At 67.9% G+C, this 20,034-nt stretch carries 17 protein-coding genes; 10 read left to right on the top strand and 7 right to left on the bottom strand.

From position 1 onward, the window contains the following. Both QRN21_RS10085 and QRN21_RS10080 read right to left on the bottom strand, forming a co-directional pair. Positions 1-3,873 (bottom strand): LamG-like jellyroll fold domain-containing protein (locus QRN21_RS10085; RefSeq protein ID WP_285363897.1); only part of this gene is annotated, 3,873 nt, incomplete at its 3' end. A 66-nt stretch (positions 3,874-3,939) separates the two neighbouring features. Beyond that, positions 3,940-4,545 carry a hypothetical protein gene (locus QRN21_RS10080; protein ID WP_187248869.1) on the bottom strand — a complete coding sequence of 202 codons (606 nt, stop codon included), beginning with the start codon at positions 4,543-4,545 and terminating at the stop codon, positions 3,940-3,942. A gap of 210 nt (positions 4,546-4,755) precedes the next feature. Here QRN21_RS10080 and QRN21_RS10075 point away from each other — a divergent pair, with 210 nt between their 5' ends. The 5 genes from QRN21_RS10075 to QRN21_RS10055 all read left to right on the top strand — a co-directional run bounded on the left by QRN21_RS10075 (position 4,756) and on the right by QRN21_RS10055 (position 9,412). Continuing rightward, complete coding sequence (locus QRN21_RS10075) at positions 4,756-5,496, top strand: CDP-alcohol phosphatidyltransferase family protein (RefSeq protein WP_072590681.1); 741 nt, start codon at positions 4,756-4,758, stop codon at positions 5,494-5,496. Next, the gene (locus QRN21_RS10070; RefSeq protein WP_083569266.1) at positions 5,489-6,184 is read left to right on the top strand and encodes an acyltransferase; all 696 of its coding nucleotides are present in this window, start codon (positions 5,489-5,491) and stop codon (positions 6,182-6,184) included. Before QRN21_RS10075 ends, QRN21_RS10070 begins: the two co-directional genes overlap by 8 nt. Before the next feature lie 217 nt (positions 6,185-6,401). Beyond that, a complete protein-coding gene (locus QRN21_RS10065) occupies positions 6,402-7,397 on the top strand; it encodes a glycosyltransferase family 2 protein (RefSeq protein WP_187248872.1) in 996 nt (331 codons plus the stop codon). Further along, positions 7,394-8,119 (top strand): polysaccharide deacetylase family protein, encoded by a 726-nt coding sequence (locus QRN21_RS10060; protein WP_285363895.1) that lies wholly within the window; start codon positions 7,394-7,396, stop codon positions 8,117-8,119. Before QRN21_RS10065 ends, QRN21_RS10060 begins: the two co-directional genes overlap by 4 nt. Positions 8,120-8,131: 12 nt before the next feature. Beyond that, a complete protein-coding gene (locus QRN21_RS10055) occupies positions 8,132-9,412 on the top strand; it encodes a nucleotide sugar dehydrogenase (protein WP_072590677.1) in 1,281 nt (426 codons plus the stop codon). Positions 9,413-9,486: 74 nt separating this feature from the next. Here the strand turns inward: QRN21_RS10055 and QRN21_RS10050 are convergent, their stop codons facing one another. Together QRN21_RS10050 and QRN21_RS10045 are read right to left on the bottom strand one after the other, a co-directional pair. Further along, positions 9,487-11,088 (bottom strand): right-handed parallel beta-helix repeat-containing protein, encoded by a 1,602-nt coding sequence (locus QRN21_RS10050; RefSeq protein ID WP_285363893.1) that lies wholly within the window; start codon positions 11,086-11,088, stop codon positions 9,487-9,489. Positions 11,089-11,265: 177 nt separating this feature from the next. Further along, entirely contained in the window at positions 11,266-12,444 is a 1,179-nt protein-coding gene (locus QRN21_RS10045) for a glycosyltransferase (RefSeq protein ID WP_285363892.1), read from the bottom strand. Between the two features lie 162 nt (positions 12,445-12,606). Here QRN21_RS10045 and QRN21_RS10040 point away from each other — a divergent pair, with 162 nt between their 5' ends. Then, a complete protein-coding gene (locus QRN21_RS10040; protein WP_053098689.1) occupies positions 12,607-13,068 on the top strand; it encodes an FAD synthase family protein in 462 nt (153 codons plus the stop codon). A 49-nt stretch (positions 13,069-13,117) separates the two neighbouring features. On the opposite strand, the gene QRN21_RS10035 is transcribed toward QRN21_RS10040, so the two are convergent. After that, on the bottom strand, positions 13,118-13,510 hold the full coding sequence (locus QRN21_RS10035) for an SIP domain-containing protein (protein ID WP_056276678.1): 393 nt from the start codon (positions 13,508-13,510) through the stop codon (positions 13,118-13,120). 108 nt (positions 13,511-13,618) lie between these two features. On the opposite strand from QRN21_RS10035, the gene QRN21_RS10030 reads away from it, so the two are divergent. From QRN21_RS10030 to QRN21_RS10020, 3 genes are read left to right on the top strand one after another with little or no spacing between them, the layout of a single operon-like run. Then, positions 13,619-13,882 carry a glutaredoxin family protein gene (locus QRN21_RS10030; RefSeq protein ID WP_053098687.1) on the top strand — a complete coding sequence of 88 codons (264 nt, stop codon included), beginning with the start codon at positions 13,619-13,621 and terminating at the stop codon, positions 13,880-13,882. A 38-nt stretch (positions 13,883-13,920) separates the two neighbouring features. After that, on the top strand, positions 13,921-15,318 hold the full coding sequence (locus QRN21_RS10025; RefSeq protein WP_285363891.1) for an MFS transporter: 1,398 nt from the start codon (positions 13,921-13,923) through the stop codon (positions 15,316-15,318). Between the two features lie 28 nt (positions 15,319-15,346). Beyond that, the gene (locus QRN21_RS10020; protein WP_285363890.1) at positions 15,347-17,101 is read left to right on the top strand and encodes an aldehyde dehydrogenase family protein; all 1,755 of its coding nucleotides are present in this window, start codon (positions 15,347-15,349) and stop codon (positions 17,099-17,101) included. A gap of 24 nt (positions 17,102-17,125) precedes the next feature. Here QRN21_RS10020 and pip read toward each other — a convergent pair whose 3' ends face one another. Both pip and ypfJ read right to left on the bottom strand, forming a co-directional pair. After that, entirely contained in the window at positions 17,126-18,088 is a 963-nt protein-coding gene (gene pip / locus QRN21_RS10015; protein ID WP_285363889.1) for a prolyl aminopeptidase, read from the bottom strand. A gap of 9 nt (positions 18,089-18,097) precedes the next feature. Then, on the bottom strand, positions 18,098-18,979 hold the full coding sequence (gene ypfJ / locus QRN21_RS10010) for a KPN_02809 family neutral zinc metallopeptidase (RefSeq protein WP_285363888.1): 882 nt from the start codon (positions 18,977-18,979) through the stop codon (positions 18,098-18,100). 50 nt (positions 18,980-19,029) lie between these two features. Between ypfJ and QRN21_RS10005 the strand changes: the two genes are divergently transcribed. Continuing rightward, complete coding sequence (locus QRN21_RS10005; protein ID WP_285363887.1) at positions 19,030-20,019, top strand: malate dehydrogenase; 990 nt, start codon at positions 19,030-19,032, stop codon at positions 20,017-20,019. Positions 20,020-20,034 lie beyond the last annotated feature (15 nt).

Raw genomic sequence — 20,034 nt, 5'->3', positions numbered from 1 at the left:
CGTGACCCGAGCCCGGTAGTCGTCCGCACCGATCCGACGAGCGAGCGCCTGCGCCCACACGCTGCCACCGACCGGCACCGAATCGAACGTCGCATCGACCGTGACATCGGTCGCTGCCGACGAGACACCGGGCAGATACGCCGTCCGCAGCGCGCCACCGGCCGTCAGCCGGAACACACCCGAACCGTCCACGGCATAGTTCGATGCCGCGTTCGCCAACGACCACGCCCCGCCGGCCGTGGCCTCGCCGAGACCGCTCGCGGCTGTGCGATCGAAGACGTCCGACGCGAGGATCCCGTCGCCGACAGAGATCGCCACGGATTCCGTCTTGGTCGTCGTCGCACCATCGTTGTCCGTCACCGTCAGCGTGACCGGATACGTCCCGGCTGCCGCATACGTGTGGGTCGCGGTCGCGCCGGAACCGTGCGCGGTGTCGTCACCCCAGTTCCAGTCGTACGTCGCGATCGACCCGTCCGAATCCGTGGATCCGGATCCGTTGACGTCGACCTTCAGCGGTGACAGTGCCGAGGTGAAGGTCGCTGTCGGCGCGACGTTCGCCACGACCGCGATCGAGGTGGTCTTCTCTGCGGTGCCTGTCCTGTCGTCCGTGACCGTCAGAGTCACGGAGTACGTTCCGGCCTCGGCAAATGTGTGGGTCGCGGTCGCACCGGAGCCGTGCGAGCTTCCGTCGCCCCAGTTCCAGTCGTACGACGCGATCGTCCCGTCGATGTCTGCGGATGCCGACCCGTCGACATCGACCTTGAGCTTCGACACCTGCGACGCGAAGCTCGCCGACGGCAGCTTGTTCACGGTGACGCCATCGCGTCCGAGGCTGTAGTGGTCGCTCACCGTCGCCGCGGGAATGACCGACGGGTAGACGGCGACCTCATCGATGGTCCCCAGGAAGGTGTTGCCCCCGGGGCCCCACGACACGTCACCTCCGACGTGCCAGTACCCCGTGTAGTTGCCCGACGTCTTGTTCGCGTTCTCTCCGACGAGCGCACCGTCGACATACAGCCGCATGCCCGAAGAACCCTGCGTCGCGACCACGTGATGCCACTGCCCGTTGTTGTAGGAACCGCTCGAGGTCAGGCGCACCTGCCCCCCATTGGTCGCCCCGAAGACGAGCTGCCCTGCGCTGGTCATATAGACGTGCCGGTCATAACTCGACGAGTTTCCTGTCGCGCTGTTGCCGAACCCGACGATCTTGCCGCCCGACGTCGACGTCGTCTTGAACCAGGCCTCCGTCGAATACACCACGGGGTTCACGAATGCTGTCTGGCTGATCGCCTGGCCCCCGCTGAACGTGACTGCCGAGTTGGCGACGCCCTGAAGCGCACCCGCCTGGCCCTTGGTGTTGGCGCCCACATACTTGCCGCCCTGCCCGGATCCCGACGCATCCTGAACCACGGTTCCCGTGGACTCCGCGAGACGCCAGTAGAGGGTGGGATCGGACTTCACGACGGTCGAGCCGTAGGCGTCGGCGGGCGGGTTCTGCACACCGACCGTGCGGCCGGCGGCCGTGAAGTGCTGCGCCACCTGAGTGGCAGAGAGCGATGCACCGTACACCGCGACCTCATCGATCGTGCCGGAGAAGTACTGCGCACCCGACCATGTGGCATCGCCTCCGACGCGCCAGAAGCCGCTGTAGATCTCGGCCGAGTACGAGTCGGTCCGCTGCCCGACGCGCACGCCGTCGACATAGAAGGTCATTCCTGCGATCGGATCCATGGTGCCGACGACATGGTGCCACGCACCGTCGTTGTAGGCGTTCGGAGACGTGAGAACGCGCCTCTCGGCCGGGTAGACGCCGAAGTTCAGCCGACCGCTCGTGTCCATGTAGATGGCGCGGTCGCTCGACGTCGACGTGCCGCTCGAGCGGTTGCCGAAGCCGAGGATTCGCCCGCCGGCGTTCGTCGTGGTCTTGAACCAGGCTTCAGCAGCGAAGGACTGCGGTCCTCTTTCGGCAGTCTCGGTCGAGGCATACCCCGACGTGGTGCCGTTGAATCGAGACGCGGGGATCGTCGCGGTAGCCAACGCACCGTCGACGCTCCGCGTCACCCCGTTGCGGACCGCGAGGTTGTTCGCACCCGCCCAGTCGGAGGATGCCTGTCCGGTGTCATTGAGCGGCCAGTAGTGCGTAGGGCGGTCCGCGAGGATCGCCTGCGAGTAGGACGAGGCGTTGAGATTGCCGGAGGTGCCCGCAGTCGCCGTGACGATGGTGCTCCAGGCGACGTTGCCCTTGGCATCCTGCGCGCGCACTCGATAGGTGTGGGAGCTGCCGGGGGCGACGCCGGAGTCGACGAAGGCCATGCCGGGAAGGCCCCAGTCGGCGGGCTTCGAACGGGCAGTGGTCGTGTGGATCGGAGACCCGTTGACCCCGTCGCGGATCACCTTGTATTCGAGGAACTCGTTGTCGCGATCCCAGTTCAACGGCCAGGTCACACGCACGGCACCCGAGGCGACCGCAGTCGCGGTGGGCACCCAGGTGCTGCCGCTCAGCCTCGGCCCGTCGGTGTTCGGCGCCTTCTCGGTCGTGGCGAAGCGCACGAGACCCTGCTGGATCTGGTTGTTCACGCGGGTGAACTCCCCCGCCATCACGACGTAGTCGGCGTTGCCGGTGACGCTCCACGCCGCCTGCGTCGCGCCGCTCACCGTTCCGGTGTCGAACGTCGGGTACCAGTGCAGGAGACGAGGGGCGGGGTTGCCCGCCCAGTTCGCGTACCCGAGCGCCAGGCCGTTCGGCGTGGTTCGCGCGACGGAGTTCGAGAACGCGACCGCACGATAGTGGGTCCATGGGTCGCTCTGCGGGAAGCCGCCGACGACGCTCTCGCAGTAATGGGAGTGCCCGACGCCGTAGACGGCGTCGGGTGTGGCGTACGCGCTGTAGGTGTCGCCATGGCAATCCTCGACCCAGGTCACACCGCCGGTCGCCCAATCGCTCTTGAAGATGCCCTCGAGGTTGCCGCCTCCGCCGAAGGTGTATCCGGTTCCGTAGAGGCTCGTGCCGTCAGTGCTCAGAGACCAGATCGCACTGTCCTCGCCACCGTTCCGAACGACGCCGTTGGCCGCGAACGGAAGCAGGCCGCCCGTGGTCGCATCGACCAGGGCCATGCCGTATCCGGGGTTGGACGACCCGTTGACCGTCGTGAAGTGCCCTCCGAGCGCGACCTTCTGCTCGTCGGCCGAGATGACGATGTCGTTGCCCCTGTTGTCGAGCACGGGGGCCCAGGGCAGCAGGTCGCCCGCCGACGTCACTGCCGCGGCGCGACTGCGATCGTTGCTGGCGACGCGACCGAAGTTGCCTGTGAAGTACACCGCTGCGTTCGTCGCGACGATGCCTCGCACGGAGGCGTTCACGCTCGGAGCCCACGTGCTGACGAGGGTCCCAGAGGGCAGGTCGAATGCAGCGATCCTGTTGCGGGGCTGCCCGTCGACCGTCGTGAAGTCGCCCCCCACGTACAGGCGGGTGCCGTCCGGAGATGCGGCGACCGAGTTGATCTGGCCGTTCACGTCGGGCGCGAAGGGAAGCAGGGCTCCCGTTCGCACGTCGTACGCGAGGACGTTCTTCCGTGTCACCTCTTCGGTGCCCGCGGCTGCCCCCGCCGGACGCGCCGTCGTGAACGTGCCGCCGGCGAACACGGTATCGCCGACGATCACCTGATCCCACGCCGCCCCGTTGATCTGCACGGTCGGCAGCGCGTCGGTCGTCACCGTCTTCGGCGTGCTCGTGTCGACCGGCGCGGTGTCGGCGGATGCCGCAGACGGCGCGAGTACGAGCCCTGCCACGACCACCGCCCCCGCGGTCGCCATGACGAGAACCGCCCGACCCACGGCGCGCGAGCGCGCGAAAATCCCCAGTTGTACAGCCATAATTCATTCCCCAATGAATTGACACGTCCGGTGAAGGACGAGATCCCCAGATAACCCCAGTTATCGCTAGCTGGCGGGTGCCGCACCCCTGAACGCGGCATAAGGCTCGCCAGTTAGCAGGTCCACTGTAACCCCTACATCGCTCCGCGCGTCAACCGGAATCGAGAACGAGTACTCGCCGTCCGCGCTCTCACCGGCCGCGAGCGTCGCCGGAAGGCCACTCGCCACAGTGTCGCCGAGCGGCGGAGCGGGGTTCTGATCGGGCCCTGACGCCAGGTTCACCGTCGCTCCCCCGAGATCGAGCGCGGCGTCGGTGGAGTTGGTGACGCGGACCACGACCTTCAGCGCGGGACCGGCGAGATCGCCGGGCTGCTCGCTCGAGGACTCGAACGCCGTCATCGAGACGACCTCGACGGTCACTCCCTCGACCACAGTGGCGGTCTCGTCGATGTCGACCTCGACAGGCTCTGATTCCGACGGCTCGACATCGGTGGAACCGGGCGTGGGCGTGGGGAACACGCTGGGCGTCGGCGGCACCGACGCGGGCGCCGTCGGCGACGGCTCGGCATTCTGCTGCGCGCCCTGGGCGGTCAGGAACCAGATGATCCCGGCCACGACGACGACCAGGACCGCCCCCACTGCGATGAGAATCGTCTTGCGCGTTCGAGTCATGGGTCCCTCTCCCCTGCGCCTCGACGTCTGTGCGATCTCGGCGTTCGGCAAACTTTACCGCTTGCACCGCGAACGGTCGATGCGTCGGCTAAAGTCAGTGCAACCGCGCGTCACCGGCGCGGGTCGGCCTTGGGGAGGTCGAGCCGACCGACGCTCTGCGCGGCCGCACCGGCGAGTCCGCCATCCCGATCAGCAACGACCGGAGGATTCATGTCCCAGCAGACGCCAGGCGTCCGAGAAGCGCTCGCCTCGCTGCGGGCCGCCCAGAAGTCCAACTCGGGAGCGCCCGCATATTCGCGGTTCGTGAACCGTCCGATCGGCCGCGTCTTCGCCGCCGTCGCGTTCGCATGGGGACGCACTCCCGACCAGGTGACCGCTGTCAGCGCCCTGTTCACCTTCGCCGGGATCGCGCTCATCGCGCTGGCACCGCCGACGCTGCTCACCTCGTTGCTCATCGTGCTCTTCCTCGTCCTGGGGTACGCCCTCGACTCGGCCGACGGCCAGCTCGCACGACTTCGGGGCGGCGGTTCGCCCCGCGGCGAATGGCTCGATCACATGGTCGACGCCACGAAGATGGCGACGATCCACATAGCCGTCCTGATCTGCTGGTGGCGCTTCTACGATCTTCAGCCGCCGATGCTCCTGATCCCTCTCGGCTTCCAGGTCGTGGCCTCCGTGTTCTTCTTCGGGGTGATCCTCACCGAGCTGATCCGCCGCGTCGGTGCGACGGGTACGACGTCGAAGGCCGCATTCCGGAACTCGCCGCTGTACGCCCTGCTCGTGCTGCCCGCCGACTACGGACTGCTGATCCTGGTGTTCGCGACGCTCTGGGTCCCCTGGCTGTTCATCACGCTGTACACGGCGCTGCTGGTCGTGAACGCCCTGATCCTGATCGCCTCGGTCGTTCGCTGGCACCGTTCCCTCGGCCCGAGCGGGGCAGGACATGCCTGAGTTCTCCGGGCTCTCCGCGCGCCAGTCACGCGCAGCGAAATGGAGCGCGTACCGCCGGGCGGCGGGAATGATCGCCCGAGGCCTCGTCCGTCGGCCGTTCTTCGGAACCGCGGGCGGCCCGCTCTTTCTCGGACGTCGGGTGCGGATCACCAACCCGTCGTTCATCCGCTACGCCGGACGGCTCGTCGTCGAGGACGGAGTCGAACTGCAGGGACTCTCCAAGAACGGGATCGTCTTCGGATCCGGGGTGTCGATCGGAGCCGGTACGGCGATCCGCCCCTCGTCGTACTATGGCGGCGAAGTCGGGGAGGGACTCCGCGTCGGCGACCGCTCGAGCTTCGCGACAGGATGCTTCATCGGCTGCTCCGGCAGCATCGTGATCGGCGATGACGTGATGCTGGGCCCGGGTGTTCGCGTGTTCTCCGAGAACCACGTGTTCTCGGATCCGAGCGCGACCATCAAGTCGCAGGGGGTTCAGAGAGGCGCCGTGACGATCGGCGACGACTGCTGGATCGGCAGCGGTGTGACGATCACCTCGGGCGTGACGATCGGACGCGGAGTCGTGATCGGCAGTGGCAGCGTCGTCACCCGGGACATCCCCGACTACAGCATCGCCGCAGGCAGCCCGGCGAAGGTCATCCGCACCCGACAGACTTCGATGGGTGGCGACGGCGGAGGAAATGTGTAAGCTGATCCACAGTCATGACCGTGGGGACGGCGTGGCTGGAAGGACTTTGGGGATTTTGGGGATCTGGGGATGTCAGTGATTTCTGGCGCACCCGCGGGAGCAGCGACACACGCGCCCTGCGGTCACGTGATTCTGCGTGCCGTCGATCGACGAACACCGTCAGTCCGGTTCACCGTACACATCTGATTCACGCACGTCGGCTCCGAGGGGGAACCACATGCAGGCAGCACACGACCGCACGGCGCAATCGCGGAAGAGCGACGAGGTATCACTCGTCGTCGCCATTCCGACTTTCAAGCGCCCCGAGCGTCTGGTCCAGACTCTGCAGCTGGTGGGAGAGCAGCTGGCGCCGCTCATCGACGCCAGACACGCGAGGTCCGTCTCGATCCTCGTCATCGACAACGACCCTGCCGAGTCCGCTCGCTCGGTCGTCCAGAACGAGTACGCCGGCGTGGCCACTCGCTACGTCGCGGAGGCGACACCCGGCATCCCCGCGGTTCGCAACCGCGCCCTGGATGAGTCGGTGGATGTCGACCTCCTCTCGTTCATCGACGACGACGAGGTTCCGCTCGAGGGGTGGATCTCGTCGCTTCTGCTCACCTGGTCGAACTCCGATCAGCCGGCCGCCGTCATGGGCCGCGTCGTGTCGCTTTTCGACCCGGACGCCGATCCGTGGGTTCTCGAGAGCGGCCTCTTCCGTCGTCCGCAACGCCCGACAGGTACCGAGATAGGTGTTGCAGCGACAGGGAACCTGCTGCTGGACCTGAATCAGGTGCGTGCCAGCGGTGTGCGCTTCGATCAGCGGATCGGGCTCGGCGGCGGCTCCGACACTCTCTTCAGCATGGGCCTGAAGAAGACGGGCGCGCGCCTCGTGTGGTGCAACGAATCCGTCGCCGAGGACACGGTGGAGCCCGAACGTCAGACCCGGCCGTGGGCGCTGAAGCGGTCGTTCAGCCACGGAAACGTCTCGATCCTCGTGCAGCTGCGATTGGAGTCGCGAACCGCACGTCGCCTGCTCATCCGCGCGAAGGGACTCGCCGGTGGCGCCGCCCGCGTCGTCGCAGGATACGCGCGCCATCTCTTCGGGCGCCTGACTCGCTCGATCCGCCACGATGCCAAGGGGCTGCGCCTCGCGTACCGAGGAGCGGGAATGATCTCGGCGAGCATCGGACAGACATACTCCGCATACTCTCGGCCGGGCGCCTCGGCATGAGCCGGTTCGTCCCGGCACCGGCACGGCGATGGCTGCGCAGCCATGGCGGCCCCCTCGGGTCGATCGTGCGTGTGCGCACGAGTCGCCCAGAGTTCGTGCTCACCTACGACGACGGACCGGATCCCGTCGAGACCGAACGCGTTCTCGAGGTGCTCCGCGACGAGTCCGCGTCCGCGACCTTCTTCGTGCTGATGACGCGGGCCCGTGAGCATCGGACGCTGATCTCGGACATCCTCGCCGCTGGCCACGAGGTCGCGCTGCACGGACCCGACCATAGGCCGATCTCACGCCTCGGCTACCGCGAGGTCCGCGACCGGACGGCTGCGGCGAAGGCCGAGCTCGAGGACATCTCCGGCACTGCGGTGCGGTGGTACCGCCCGCCCTACGGACTGCAGTCTCTCAGCAGCTTCCGGGCGATCAAGGCGACGGGTCTCGAACCCGTGCTCTGGGGCCCGACGGCATGGGACTCTCGCGAGGCGACGACGGAGCAGCGGGTCGCCCGCGCGCTTCGCGGTGCCGAAGCCGGCGCGATCCTGCTGTCGCACGATTCGTACGCGGGCTTCGCCGACGGCGGTCGCAGCGATTCACCGCCGACCGTGGATCGGAGCGCTCTCGCGACCCGCATCCTGGCGGCGTATCGCGAGCGAGGACTCCACGCGCGCAGTCTCGCGCAGGCGCTGACCTCCGGCTCGCCGGTGAAGGGAATCTGGTTCAAACGATGAAGGGGAAGAAAGATGACTGAGGAGAACCGCCGAGAGGCACAGAAGGTCGTCGTCATCGGACAGGGGTATGTCGGTCTGCCGGTCGCGATGCGGTCGGTCGCCATCGGCCATGAAGTCGTGGGTCTCGACCTCGATCCACGCCGTATCGACAGCCTCGGCGCCGGCAGCTCGCATGTCGATGACATCTCGGACGACGAGCTGCGTGCCGCGCTCGACTCCGGCCGCTACCGCGTGTCGTCCGACTACGCGGATGCAGCCGGCTTCGACGTCGCCGTGATCACCGTGCCGACGCCGCTTCGCGAGACACTTCCGGACCTCTCGTTCATCGAGAGCGCCGCGGTGTCCCTCGCGCCGCAGCTCACACGGGGAGCGCTCGTGGTTCTCGAGTCGACGACGTATCCGGGTACGACGCAGGAGCTGCTGATCCCGCTGCTCGAAGAGGGATCCGGCCTGACCGCCGGCACGGACTTCTTCGCCGGCTACAGCCCAGAGCGGATCGACCCGGGCAACCCGACCTGGGGCCTGCAGGAGACGCCGAAGATCGTCTCGGGCATCGATCCCGAATCGCTCGCGAAGGTGTCGGAGTTCTATTCGGCGATCGTCGACACGATCGTGCCGGTGAGCTCCCCGAAGGAAGCCGAGATGGCGAAGCTCCTCGAGAACACCTTCCGTCACGTGAACATCGCTCTCGTGAACGAGCTCGCGGTCTTCGCTCACGCCCTCGGTGTGAACGTGTGGGAGTCGATCGACGCGGCCGCCACCAAGCCGTTCGGCTTCATGAAGTTCACGCCGGGTCCCGGCGTCGGCGGGCACTGCCTCCCGGTCGACCCGAGCTACCTGTCGTGGCAGGTGCGTCGCAAGCTCGGCAAGAGCTTCCGGTTCGTCGAGCTCGCCAATGACGTCAATGACCACATGCCCGAATACGTTCTGCAGCGGGTCAGCCGACGCCTCAACGAGGAGGGCAGCGCACTCAACGGCGCGCGCGTTCTGCTCCTCGGGCTCGCCTACAAGAAGAACACCGGTGACATCCGCGAGTCGCCGGCGCTTCCGCTCATCGAGCTGCTGCAGGATCAATCGGCGGTCGTGCATGCGGTGGACTCGCACGTCGAAGAGCACCATTGGCCTCGCACCGTCGAAAGGATCCCCGCCGCGGAGGTCGATTTCCACGCGTACGACGTCATCGTGCTCATCACGGATCACGACGACGTCGACTACGAGGTGCTCGAAGCGAGCGGTGTACCCGTCTTCGACACGCGCAACCGCCTGCGCGGCGAGGGCATCGAGCGCCTCTGACCTCGGTCATGCATGAAGCCGGGCGGTGCGACAGGATGTCGCACCGCCCGGCTTCTCTGTTGTGGCGGGAGTGATCAGCCGATCGTGTAGCGGGTGAGGGGCACAGCGCCCACCTCCCAGATGTTGCCGCTGAGCACCGGTGCGCTCGACACGGGTGCCACGATCCCGCACCCGGCGAAGATGCGCTCGGGTCCGAAGACGTTGCTCGTGACGATCGGTCGGTTGTTCGCCGCAGATGCTCCGACGTTGATGGTGCAACCACCGTCCTGCAGGTAGTTGTCGCGGATGGTGATGGAGCCGAGCTTCGCGATCGACGAGTTCTGGGTGATCTGCACCGCAGCGTTCGTCGCGCCCTCCATCCGGTTGCCCTCGAGGAGGATCGATGCGCCGCCTTCGATCTGCACCGAGTCGTCATGCGACGGCGTGCCACCGCGCAGCGGGTCCTTCTCCCAGTGGGAGTTGTCGTGCAGCCAGGAGTCGCGCACGACGACGTTGTCTCCGAGGACGCGGACGGGATCGACCACGCGGTGGATGTCCATCCGCAGCGCAGTGAAGTTGGAACCCACCAGGCCGTTCCATGCCGGGTCTTCCGATGCCGCGTAGACCTCGGAGTCCTGGATGGTGAACGGCTGACCCGAGTTGACGTTGGTGACGAGTCCGATGCTGCGCGCCGTCGAACCGCCGACGATGCGGGAGTTCTTGATCACGACGCCGGGCGCCTTGATCTCGATGATCCCTCTGACCTCCAGCCCGTCGACGACGGTGTTGGCCTTCGTGATCACGAGGTCGCCCTCGTGCACCTTCAGCGTCACGCCAGCGGGTACGCCGGTGGTGGCTGCCGTCGGGTGACCGGATTCGGGCACCGTCGGGTTGGCGGGCGGTGCGGGAGCCGGCGCAGGTGCGGGAGCCGGCGCAGGTGCCGGAGCGGGCGCCGGAGCCGGTGCCGGAGCCGGAGCCGGTGCCGGAGCGGTCGGCTTGGTCGTGGCAGTCGGCTTCGGGGCCGGAGCCGGCAGCTGCGCTGCCGCGTAGGACGACGAGTTCACCGCGGCCTTGAGCGACGGCGATCCCTTCGAGGTGTAAAAGGTCACCGCCCCCTTGCCCTCAGCCGAGATGCGCGAGCCCGACGTGTCCTTCGCAGACACTTCGCGGGCGGCAGAAGTGCCGATCTTGGCGGTTGCCTTGAGGGTCACCGTGGAGGTGCCCTTGGCTTCGAGCGTCAGGGTGAGCTTCTGGCCCGCCTTGATCTTCTCGGGCAGAGTGATGTACGACGAGATCGTCGACTGGGTCAGCGAGCGTCCGGTCCCGTTGATGCGCTTGATCGAGACCGAGACGGTCCCGTTCGGGTAGCTGCGGGCCTGAGCGACGTACGCACCGGTCTTTCCGGATCGGGCCTGCACAGATGTGTAGACGCCGCTCCCGGAACCGGGCAGCGAAGCGAGGGTGGTCGATGCTGTGACCTTCGCATCACGGATCGCGGTGCTTCCGACCGCGACGGTGGACAGCGAACCCGGCTTGATCGTGACCGAGGTCGCGGCGCTTGCGGGTGGAGCGAAGATCAGCCCTGCGGCGACGAGGATCGTCGAGAGCAGGAGAGCGACCAGAAGTCGGGCGCTTCGAGGGGTCGAGGTGGAGGATCGGGTTGAGCGGACGAGGGCAGGGTAAGAAATATTATTCATAGGTGTCCAGCCGTTTCGGGGAGGGGCTGCGCCGAGGCACAGAGTTTGGCGGCTATCGCAGGCCATATTAGGTGGGTCGAACCTGTATGTCACCCGAGAATCTGGAATATTCCAGTAGACCCATGTCTTCAGGGCGATATATTCCGCATCCGGGTCCCCCCTGATACGCTCTTCGGCTCAGAGCTCGCCGGGCTTCATCGCCTCGGCATCGATCGCCCGTATGATGCGCAGCGTCGCCGTGTCCGGCTTCGGCTCCCCGTCTTGCGACGCCTCCTTCGCCCGCCGCTGCGGCGCGTAGACCACGAGGGAGTGGAAGAGGAATCGCGCGAAGAAGGCGACGATGAGCGAGAGCCCCGTCGCGAGCACGCTGGAGATATGCCAGGTCTCGACCATGAGCGCCATCACGGGGATCCGCAGTGCGGCTTCGACGTTGTTGAAGGTGAACGACGCGGCGAATCGGCCGCCCAGTCCCCGCGCGTCCGTGCGCATGTCTGCGAAGACGAACCGCTCCTGCAGGAGGAAGTTGCCGATGATCGTGACCTCGGCGCCGATGATCGCGGCCCATATATAAGGAACACCTGAGGCGGTGAGCAGCCACATGATCCCCAGGTTCGCGGCCGCGCCGATCACTCCGATGATCGCGAAGAGCGACATCTTGCCGAATCGGAGTCTGGCCAGGTGCGCGACGAATGTCGCCCCCTGACGCAGGCTCGCCTTGGAGGTCCCGTGACGACGCTCGCCGAACTCCATCGGCACCTCGGCGATGCGGAGGTCCGTGCGAGCGAGGATCTCGAGGAGGATCTTGAATCCCTGCGGCTTGAGGGCGGCCAGGTCCAGACGCGACCGGTCGACGAGGAAGAACCCGGTCATCGGATCGGTGCTGCGGGCGAGACGGATCGGGAACATCGCCCGTGTCAGCCAGGTGGCCGCCCTGGAGACACCGAAGCGGACCGCCGTTCCCAAGCCGCTCGTGTCGCCGCCGCCGATGTATCTCGAGGCGGCGACGAGATCGGCACCGCCTTCGCCGTGCCTTCCCAGGAGAACGGGAAGCAGCTCGGGCGGATGCTGCAGGTCGCCGTCCATGACGATGCAGAGATCGTGCTGTGCGGCCTCCAGCCCGACGACGACCGCTCCCCCGAGCCCACCGGTGTTGTCGGCCCGGTGGATCACGCGCACGGGCAGCGGAGCATCGGCTGCCACCCGCTCGACCTCGGCGGCCGTGCTGTCTGTGCTGTCGTCGACGAACAGGATCTCGGCGTCGTACGCGGCGAGCGCGAGCGCGGTGCGGGCCACCAGTTCAGCGACGTTGTCGCGTTCGTTGAAGGTCGGCACGATGACGGTGACCGCTGTCCCCACTGTCCGCCCCCTTCGCCTGTGCCGGCATCACTGCGGACTCCATAGTTCCATGTGTTCCTATGCGTCGGGAAACCGCGACCTGCTAGAGTGACGGGATGCGGCTGTGGGAGTCGCTGGGCGGATGGGGATCCGCCTCTGGGGAAATACTGATCTGGGGAGATCATGGGGACGCGCATCGGCTATGCCGTGGGTGCTTTCGACCTGTTTCACGTCGGGCATCTCAACCTTCTTCGTCACGCCAAGCAGCACTGCGACATTCTCGTCGCCGGTGTCGTCAGCGATGAGATGCTGCGGCAGGTGAAGGGCATCGAGCCCGTCATCCCGACCGTTGAGCGGGCGGAGATCGTCCGTCACATCTCGTTCGTCGATGATGTGTACGTCGAGACCACGCCGTCGAAGATGGATTCGTGGCGAGACGTGCAGTTCACGCACTTCTTCAAGGGCGACGACTGGCGGGGCACCGAGAAGGGCCTGCGGCTCGAGAGGGAGTTCGGGGAGGTCGGCGTCGAGGTCGTGTACTTCCCGTACACCGCGCACACGTCGAGCTCGTCGCTGCGTCGTGCGCTCGATGCGATCAGCGCAGGCGCGACCGTCGGCGGCGCTCCTGCGCTCGCGACGCGCTGACTGCCCCTGACTGACGGCGGGGCGGGCCCGGGCCGGACCCTGCCGTCAGTCAGTTCGCGACGCCGAGCAGGCTGCGCGCCATCCGTGCGACGTGCGGCGGCGTGTGCGCACCGAGCCAGACCGTCCATTGCAGCGCCGGCTCCGCGCACGTCCACTCGACGCACCAGGAGTGCACCGCGTTCGCGAGGCGCTCGCCTTTCGCATGCTGACGGGCACCGTCACCGCGCAGCAGCCACCGCACGGACACTCCCTCGGGCACGTCGATGTGGCGGAACTGGATGCGAGCGGCCGCCTCGATGAGGATGACCCCCTCGGCATCCCACGGCATGCGAGCGGCGATGGCAGCGATGGCCCCGGCATCGGTCGAATCACCCGCGATCAGCACGACTCCCTCGATGTTCTCCCAGTCCGGATCCTCGAGGTGCTCGCATGCGCTGTTCATACGCCCGAGTATAGGTAAGGGTACCCTTATCTATCAATGGCGGATCAGTCGCATCGCCGCATCCGCCGTCTCGGCGCCTGCCCAGCCGAGCGGCTCTACGCTGGATACATGACTTCTCCTGCAGACTCCGCCATCACGATGTTCGGTGCCGATTGGTGCCGCGACTGCATCCGCACCAAGAAGCAGCTCGACTCCCTCGGCGTGGAGTACACCTATGTCGACCTCGTCGCCGACCCCTCCGCGGCCGACGTCGCGAAGGAGATCTCCGGTCGCACGAACATCCCCGTCGTGGTCTACCCCGACTCCTCGCACCACGTCGAGCCGTCGAACGCGGACGTCGAGTCGAAGCTCCGCGAACTCTCCCTGATCTGACCTGAAGCGGCCTCGTCGCGCACCGATACACTGGCGCGATGAGCACCGCGGCTCGGCCCGAACGGGCGTCCGTCCGCCTGCCCGTTCGCACGGTCGCCCTGTACGCGATCGGCTCGCTCGGCACAGGCGGCTATGCCACGCTGCCCGGGCTCGTGCTGACGTACTTCCTGACCGACAATCTCGGCGTCGCCGCACTCGCGGCCGGTCTCATCGTGACCGCGGCGAAGATCTGGGACGTCATCATCGACCCCCTGATCGGCGCGGCCTCGGACCGCCAGTACGCGAAGACCGGTTCGCGTCGCGGACTCATGGTCGTCGGCGCTCTGACACTCCCCGTGTTCTTCGCGTTGACCTTCGCGGTGCCGCCGGCGTGGGGGCCCCTCGCCGGCGCGGTGTGCGTGCTGCTCGCGTTCCTCGCCACCGCGACGTCATTCAGCCTGTTCCAGGTGCCCTACGTCGCGCTGCCCGCCGAGCTGACGTCAGGGTACGACGAGCGCACCCGCCTGCTCGGGTGGCGCGTGGTCGTGCTCACCGCATCCATCCTGCTCTTCGGCGCCGGCGGACCCGAGTTGAGACGCGCGACCGCCGACCCCGTCACGGGATACCTGCTGATGGGCGTCGTCACCGGCGTGCTCATCGGCGTCGGCATGCTCATCGCATCGCGGACAGCCGATGCGGCCGCGCGGAGCATGGCCGCGGCTGACCGACCGAAGGCCCTCGTCCCCGTGGGCCTGCGTGAGCAGTACGCTGCGGGCCTGCACACGTTGCGTCGCAGCCAGCCCTTCCGCGCACTGCTCGGCACGTTCCTGCTGCAGGCGCTCGCCACCGGCACGATGCTCGCCGGCGCGCAGTACGTGGCCACCTGGGTGCTGCGCTCGGAGGACGCCGTCACGCTGGTCTTCCTGGCACTCGTCGGTCCCGCCCTGGTGGCGACGCCGGGGTGGACGATCGTGGCGCGACGCCTGGGCAAGGAGCGGGCGTTCGCGATCGCGAGCGGGGTCTTCCTGATCGCCGCCGCATCGCTCGTCGTCGCGGTCTGGACGCCGGGAGCATGGATGTACGGCTCGATCGCGGTGGCGGGCATCGCCTACGCCGGACTGCAGTCGCTGCCCATGGCGATGCTCCCCGACGTGATCTCGCACGATGAGCGGCACAGCGGGCGCGGGCAGGCGGGCACCTTCACGGGAGTGTGGACGGCGGGAGAGACCATCGGGTTCGCGCTCGGAGCGAGCGCTGTGTCCCTCACCCTCGCCGCGACGGGCTACGTGTCGAGCGTCGCAGGTGCCACAGCCTCACAACCGGATGCCGCGATCACGGGCATCGTGCTCGCGTTCAGCATCCTCCCCTCGTTCCTGATGGCAGCGAGCCTGCTGACGCTCCGCCGCTACCGTCTGCGTCGCGCCGACATCGACACCCGACCGGAGTACGCGACATAAGCTGGGATCCCGTCCGAAGGAGACGCCGATGACTTCTGCGACAACGCCCGCCGCTTCGACGGCGAGACCCGAGCTGGGCGAGGCCGAACGCACTCGCCTCGACACCGCGATCGAGGACCTGCACGCCGGCACCCGAACCTGGGCAGCGCTGACGCTGGCTCAGCGGGTCACGCTCCTGCGGGCCGTCCGCTCGAGCGTCGCCGCCGCTGCTGAGGACTGGGCGCACACCGCAGCCGCCTCGAAGGGCCTCGACGCCCGGCATCCGCTGCGTGGCGAGGAATGGCTCAGCGGTCCCTACAGCGTTCTCGGCGCCCTCGACGCCTACATCGAGACCCTCGCGCGCCTCGCGCACGGCACCAATCCGCTCGACGGGATCACGATCGACCGCGCCCCGGGTGGACGCACCCGCGTGCATGCCTTCCCTCTCACGGGCCTCGATCGGTTCCTGCTCTCGGGCTACACGGGCGAGGTCTGGCTCGAACCCGGGGTGACCCCGAACGGCGCACGCGCCGCGGCCGGACTGGCCCAGCGCACGCCCTCGGAATCGGGGGGCGTGGGGCTCGTGCTCGGCGCCGGCAACGTCACCTCGATCCCCGTGCTCGACGTGCTCTACGAACTGCTCGCGCACAATCGCACGGCGCTGCTCAAGGTCAATCCGACCCAGGATGCGCTGGTGCCCGTCTACAAGCGGGCGCTCGCACCGCTCATCGGCCCAGGACTGCTGCGCATCACCCGTGGCGGGCCCGAGGTCGGCACCTACCTCACCGGGCATTCCGGCCTCGCGCACGTGCACATCACCGGATCGGCCGCGACCTTCGACACGATCGTGTGGGGTACCGGAGCTGCCGCCACCCGGCGACGCCGTGAGGACCGCCCGCTGCTGAAGAAGCCCATCACCGCCGAGCTCGGCGGAGTATCGCCCATCATCATCGTGCCGGGCGAGTGGACCGACGCCGATCTCACGTACCAGGCCGAGCACGTCGCCACCATGCGCCTGCAGAACAGCGGCCACAACTGCATCGCCGGACAGGTCGTCATCATGTCCTCCGACTGGGCGCAGGCCGATGACTTCCGGGCGGCCCTCCGCCGCGCCTATGCGAACGCTCCGGAACGACCGATCTGGTACCCGGGCTCCCCCTCGCGGATGCACCTCGCGACCGACGCGTACCCCGATGCCCTCGTGCTCGGCGACAGAGTGCTGGTCGAGGTCTCCGACGGCGACGACGCCACGGCGCTGCAGAGCACCGAGTACTTCGCCCCGGTGCTGGGCGTCGTCTCGCTCGCCGGAACCGGTCAGGAGTTCCTCGACTCGGCGGTGGCCTATGCGAATGACCGGCTGCAGGGGACCCTCGGGGCGAACCTGCTCATCGAGCCGTCGACCGAGAAGGCCCTCGGCGCCGGATTCGACCGTGCCATCGCCGCCCTGCGCTACGGGTCTATCGCGATCAACGGCTGGACCGCCTTCGGCTTCATCACCCCGACGATGACCTGGGGAGCATTCCCCGGCAGCACGATCGCCGACGTCGGCAGCGGCATCGGGGTGGTCCACAACGCGCTCCTGCTCGACCGCGTCGAGCGCTCGGTGATCCGCGGACCGTTCCGTCCCTTCCCCCGGTCGCTCCCGGTGGCGAATGGCGGCGGACGCCTCAGCATCCTCCCGAAGCCGCCGTGGTTCGTCTCCGCGCGCACGGGGGCGACGGTCAGCGAAGGGCTCACGCGATTCCGCGCCGACGGCGGTCTGATCCGGCTGGTGAAGACGCTGACTGCGGCTCTGCGCGCCTGACGCACTCCCTGCGGCCGCGAGCCGTCAGGCCGAGAAGCGGTCGGTCGCTGAACGCAGCGCTCGCTGGATGCCGGGCTCCGTCGCCGAGTGACCCGCGTCGTCGACCACGACGAACTCCGCCTCCGGCCAGGCCACGTGCAGATCCCACGCCGTCATCATCGGCGTGCACACGTCGTGGCGTCCCTGCACGATGACCGTCGGGATATGGCGGATGCCGTCGACACCGTCGATCAGCTGACCCTCGCTCCACCATCCGCGATTCACGAAGAAGTGATTCTCGATCCGGGCGAAGGCGATAGCGGTGTCCGGGTCTGACATCGCCTCGATCTGCGCGGCGTCCGGGCGAAGGGTCACGGTCGACGCCTCCCACCGTGACCAGGCCACCGCCGCCGGACCATGCACCGCAGGGTCGGCGTCGAACAGACGCCGGTGGTAGGCCTCGATCATGTGCGAGCGCTCGAGCACCGGAATCGGAGCGATGAACTCCTCCCACAGGTCGGGGAACAGCGCGGCGGCCCCGCCCTCGTAGAACCATTCGAGCTCTGCGCGCCGAAGGGTGAAGATGCCTCGCAGGATCAGCTCGCTGACGGCATCCGGATGAGCCTGCGCATAGGCGAGTGCGAGCGCGCTACCCCACGATCCCCCGAACACCTGCCACTGCTCGACGCCGAGGTTCTTGCGCAGCAGCTCGATGTCGGCGATCAGGTGCGCGGTGGTGACGAAGCGGAGGTCGGCGTCCGGCGCACTCGCGTGCGGGGTGCTGCGCCCGCAGCCCCTCTGGTCGAGCAGCACGATGCGGTAGACCTCCGGGTCGAAGAATCGTCGCTGCCAGGGCGAGGTGCCACTGCCCGGTCCGCCGTGGAGGAAGACCACGGGCTTGCCCTCGGGGTTCCCGCTGACCTCCCAGTACATGCGGTGTCCGTCACCGACGAGCAGCTCGCCCGTCTCATGGGGCTCGATGGGCGGGTACAGCGCGTCCAGGTCCATCGCGCCTGCCTACAGCTCTCCGCCGGACACGGTCAGCGGCTGCTCACAGACGTCCAGACCGTTGGTGTATCCCTGGGCGAACCAGGCCTTGCGCTGCACACTCGTGCCGTGCGTGAAGCTCTCGGGATTGACGGTGCCGGACGACTGCTGCTGGATGTTGTCGTCGCCGACGGTGTTCGCGGCGTTCAGGGCGTCCTCGAGCTCCGCCTCGGTCGGCGGCAGGAGGTAAGGAACCCCGTCGGGGTCCTTCTCCTTCGTCATCTGCCCGATCCACGCACCCGCATAGCAGTCGGCCTGCAGCTCGACGCGCACGCCGTTGCTGTCCGGCCCCGTGCCGTTGTTCGGGTACCTCTCCATGACGCCGGTGATGTACTGGATGTGGTGTCCCCACTCGTGCCCGACGATGTACAGCTGGGCGAGGTTGCCGGCGGATGCTCCGAACTGCTGCTCCATCAGATCGAAGAACGTGGGGTCGATGTAGACCGTCTCATCCGGCGGGCAGTAGAAGGGACCGACCGCGTTCGACGCGGTGCCGCAGGCGGTCGAGGTCGCTCCATCGACCACGATCAGCTGCGGCGGCCGATACGGATCGATGTAGTCCTCCCAGTAGCCGTCGAGCGCGAGCTGGGATGCGGCGACACGGCAGTCGACGTTCTCGTTGGCATCCTCGCCGGTCTGGCAGTTCTCGATCACACTGCCACCCTGCGGCTCCGTCCCGCCACCGGTCGTGCCGCCGCCCAGGAGGCCGGTCAGATCGATGCCGAGCAGGGGTCCGGCGATCAGGGCGATGATGCCGAGCAGGCCGACGCCGCCCGCTCCGGCGACGACGGCACCACGGCCACGTCGGCGGGCCGTGTTGCCGGAGACGTCTGCGTCAGGGTTGAAGGTCATGCCACGAGGGTACTCTGCACCACGGGCTCGCACCGTCGTAGGCTCGAGGCATGACGACCACCATCACGCTCACGGGTGCGGGCGGACAGATCGGCTACGCACTGCTCTTCAGGATCGCCGCGGGAGACCTGCTGGGCCCCGACGAGAAGGTACGGCTGCGGCTGCTGGAGATCCCTCAGGGGCTCGGCGCCGCCGAGGGTGCGGCCCTCGAACTGCAGGACGGCGCCTTCGGACTGCTCGAGCACGTCGAGGTCACGGACGACCCGGCCGTCGGCTTCGACGGGTGCGATCTCGCTCTGCTCGTCGGCGCGAGACCGCGCGGGCCGGGCATGGAGCGCGGAGACCTGCTCGCGGCCAATGCCGGCATCTTCGGTCCCCAGGGTGCCGCTATCGCCGCCCATGCCGCGGATGGCGTGCGGGTCACGGTGGTCGGCAACCCGGCGAACACGAACGCGCTGATCGCGTCGGCCTCGGCGGACGGCGTTCCGGCCGAGCGATTCGCGGCGCTCACCCGGCTCGACGAGAATCGCGCCAGAGCCCAGCTGGCGCAGACGCTCGCCGTGCCGGTCGACACCGTGCGACGTGTGCCGATCTGGGGCAATCACTCCGCGACGCAGTTCCCCGACGTCTCGCACGCGACCGTCGGCGGCAGGCCCGTCGCGGATGCGCTCGAGGCCATCGTCGGCGATGTGCCCACGTGGCTCGACCAGACCTTCATCCCCCGGGTCGCGAAGCGAGGTGCCGAGATCATCGAGGTGCGCGGCTCATCGTCCGTCGCCTCCGCCGCGAACGCCACCATCGAGCATGTGCGCGACTGGGTGCGCGGCACCGACGACTGGACCTCGGCCGGCGTGGTCTCGCATGGCGAGTACGGCGTGCCCGCCGGCCTGATCTCGTCGTTCCCCGTGCGGTCGGTCGACGGAGAATGGCAGATCGTCGAGGGGCTCGAGGTCAGCGAGTGGGCCCGCACGCGCATCGATGCCTCGGTGGCCGAGCTCGTCGAGGAACGGGACGCGGTCACAGCCCTCGGGATGCTCTGAAAGGTCACCGCTCCG

Origin of the sequence: Microbacterium sp. LMC-P-041 (genome assembly GCF_030209555.1) — a bacterium.
Classification (GTDB): domain Bacteria; phylum Actinomycetota; class Actinomycetes; order Actinomycetales; family Microbacteriaceae; genus Microbacterium.
Note: the sequence above shows the minus strand (reverse complement) of the source record. Positions and strands in the feature narration are given on the sequence as shown.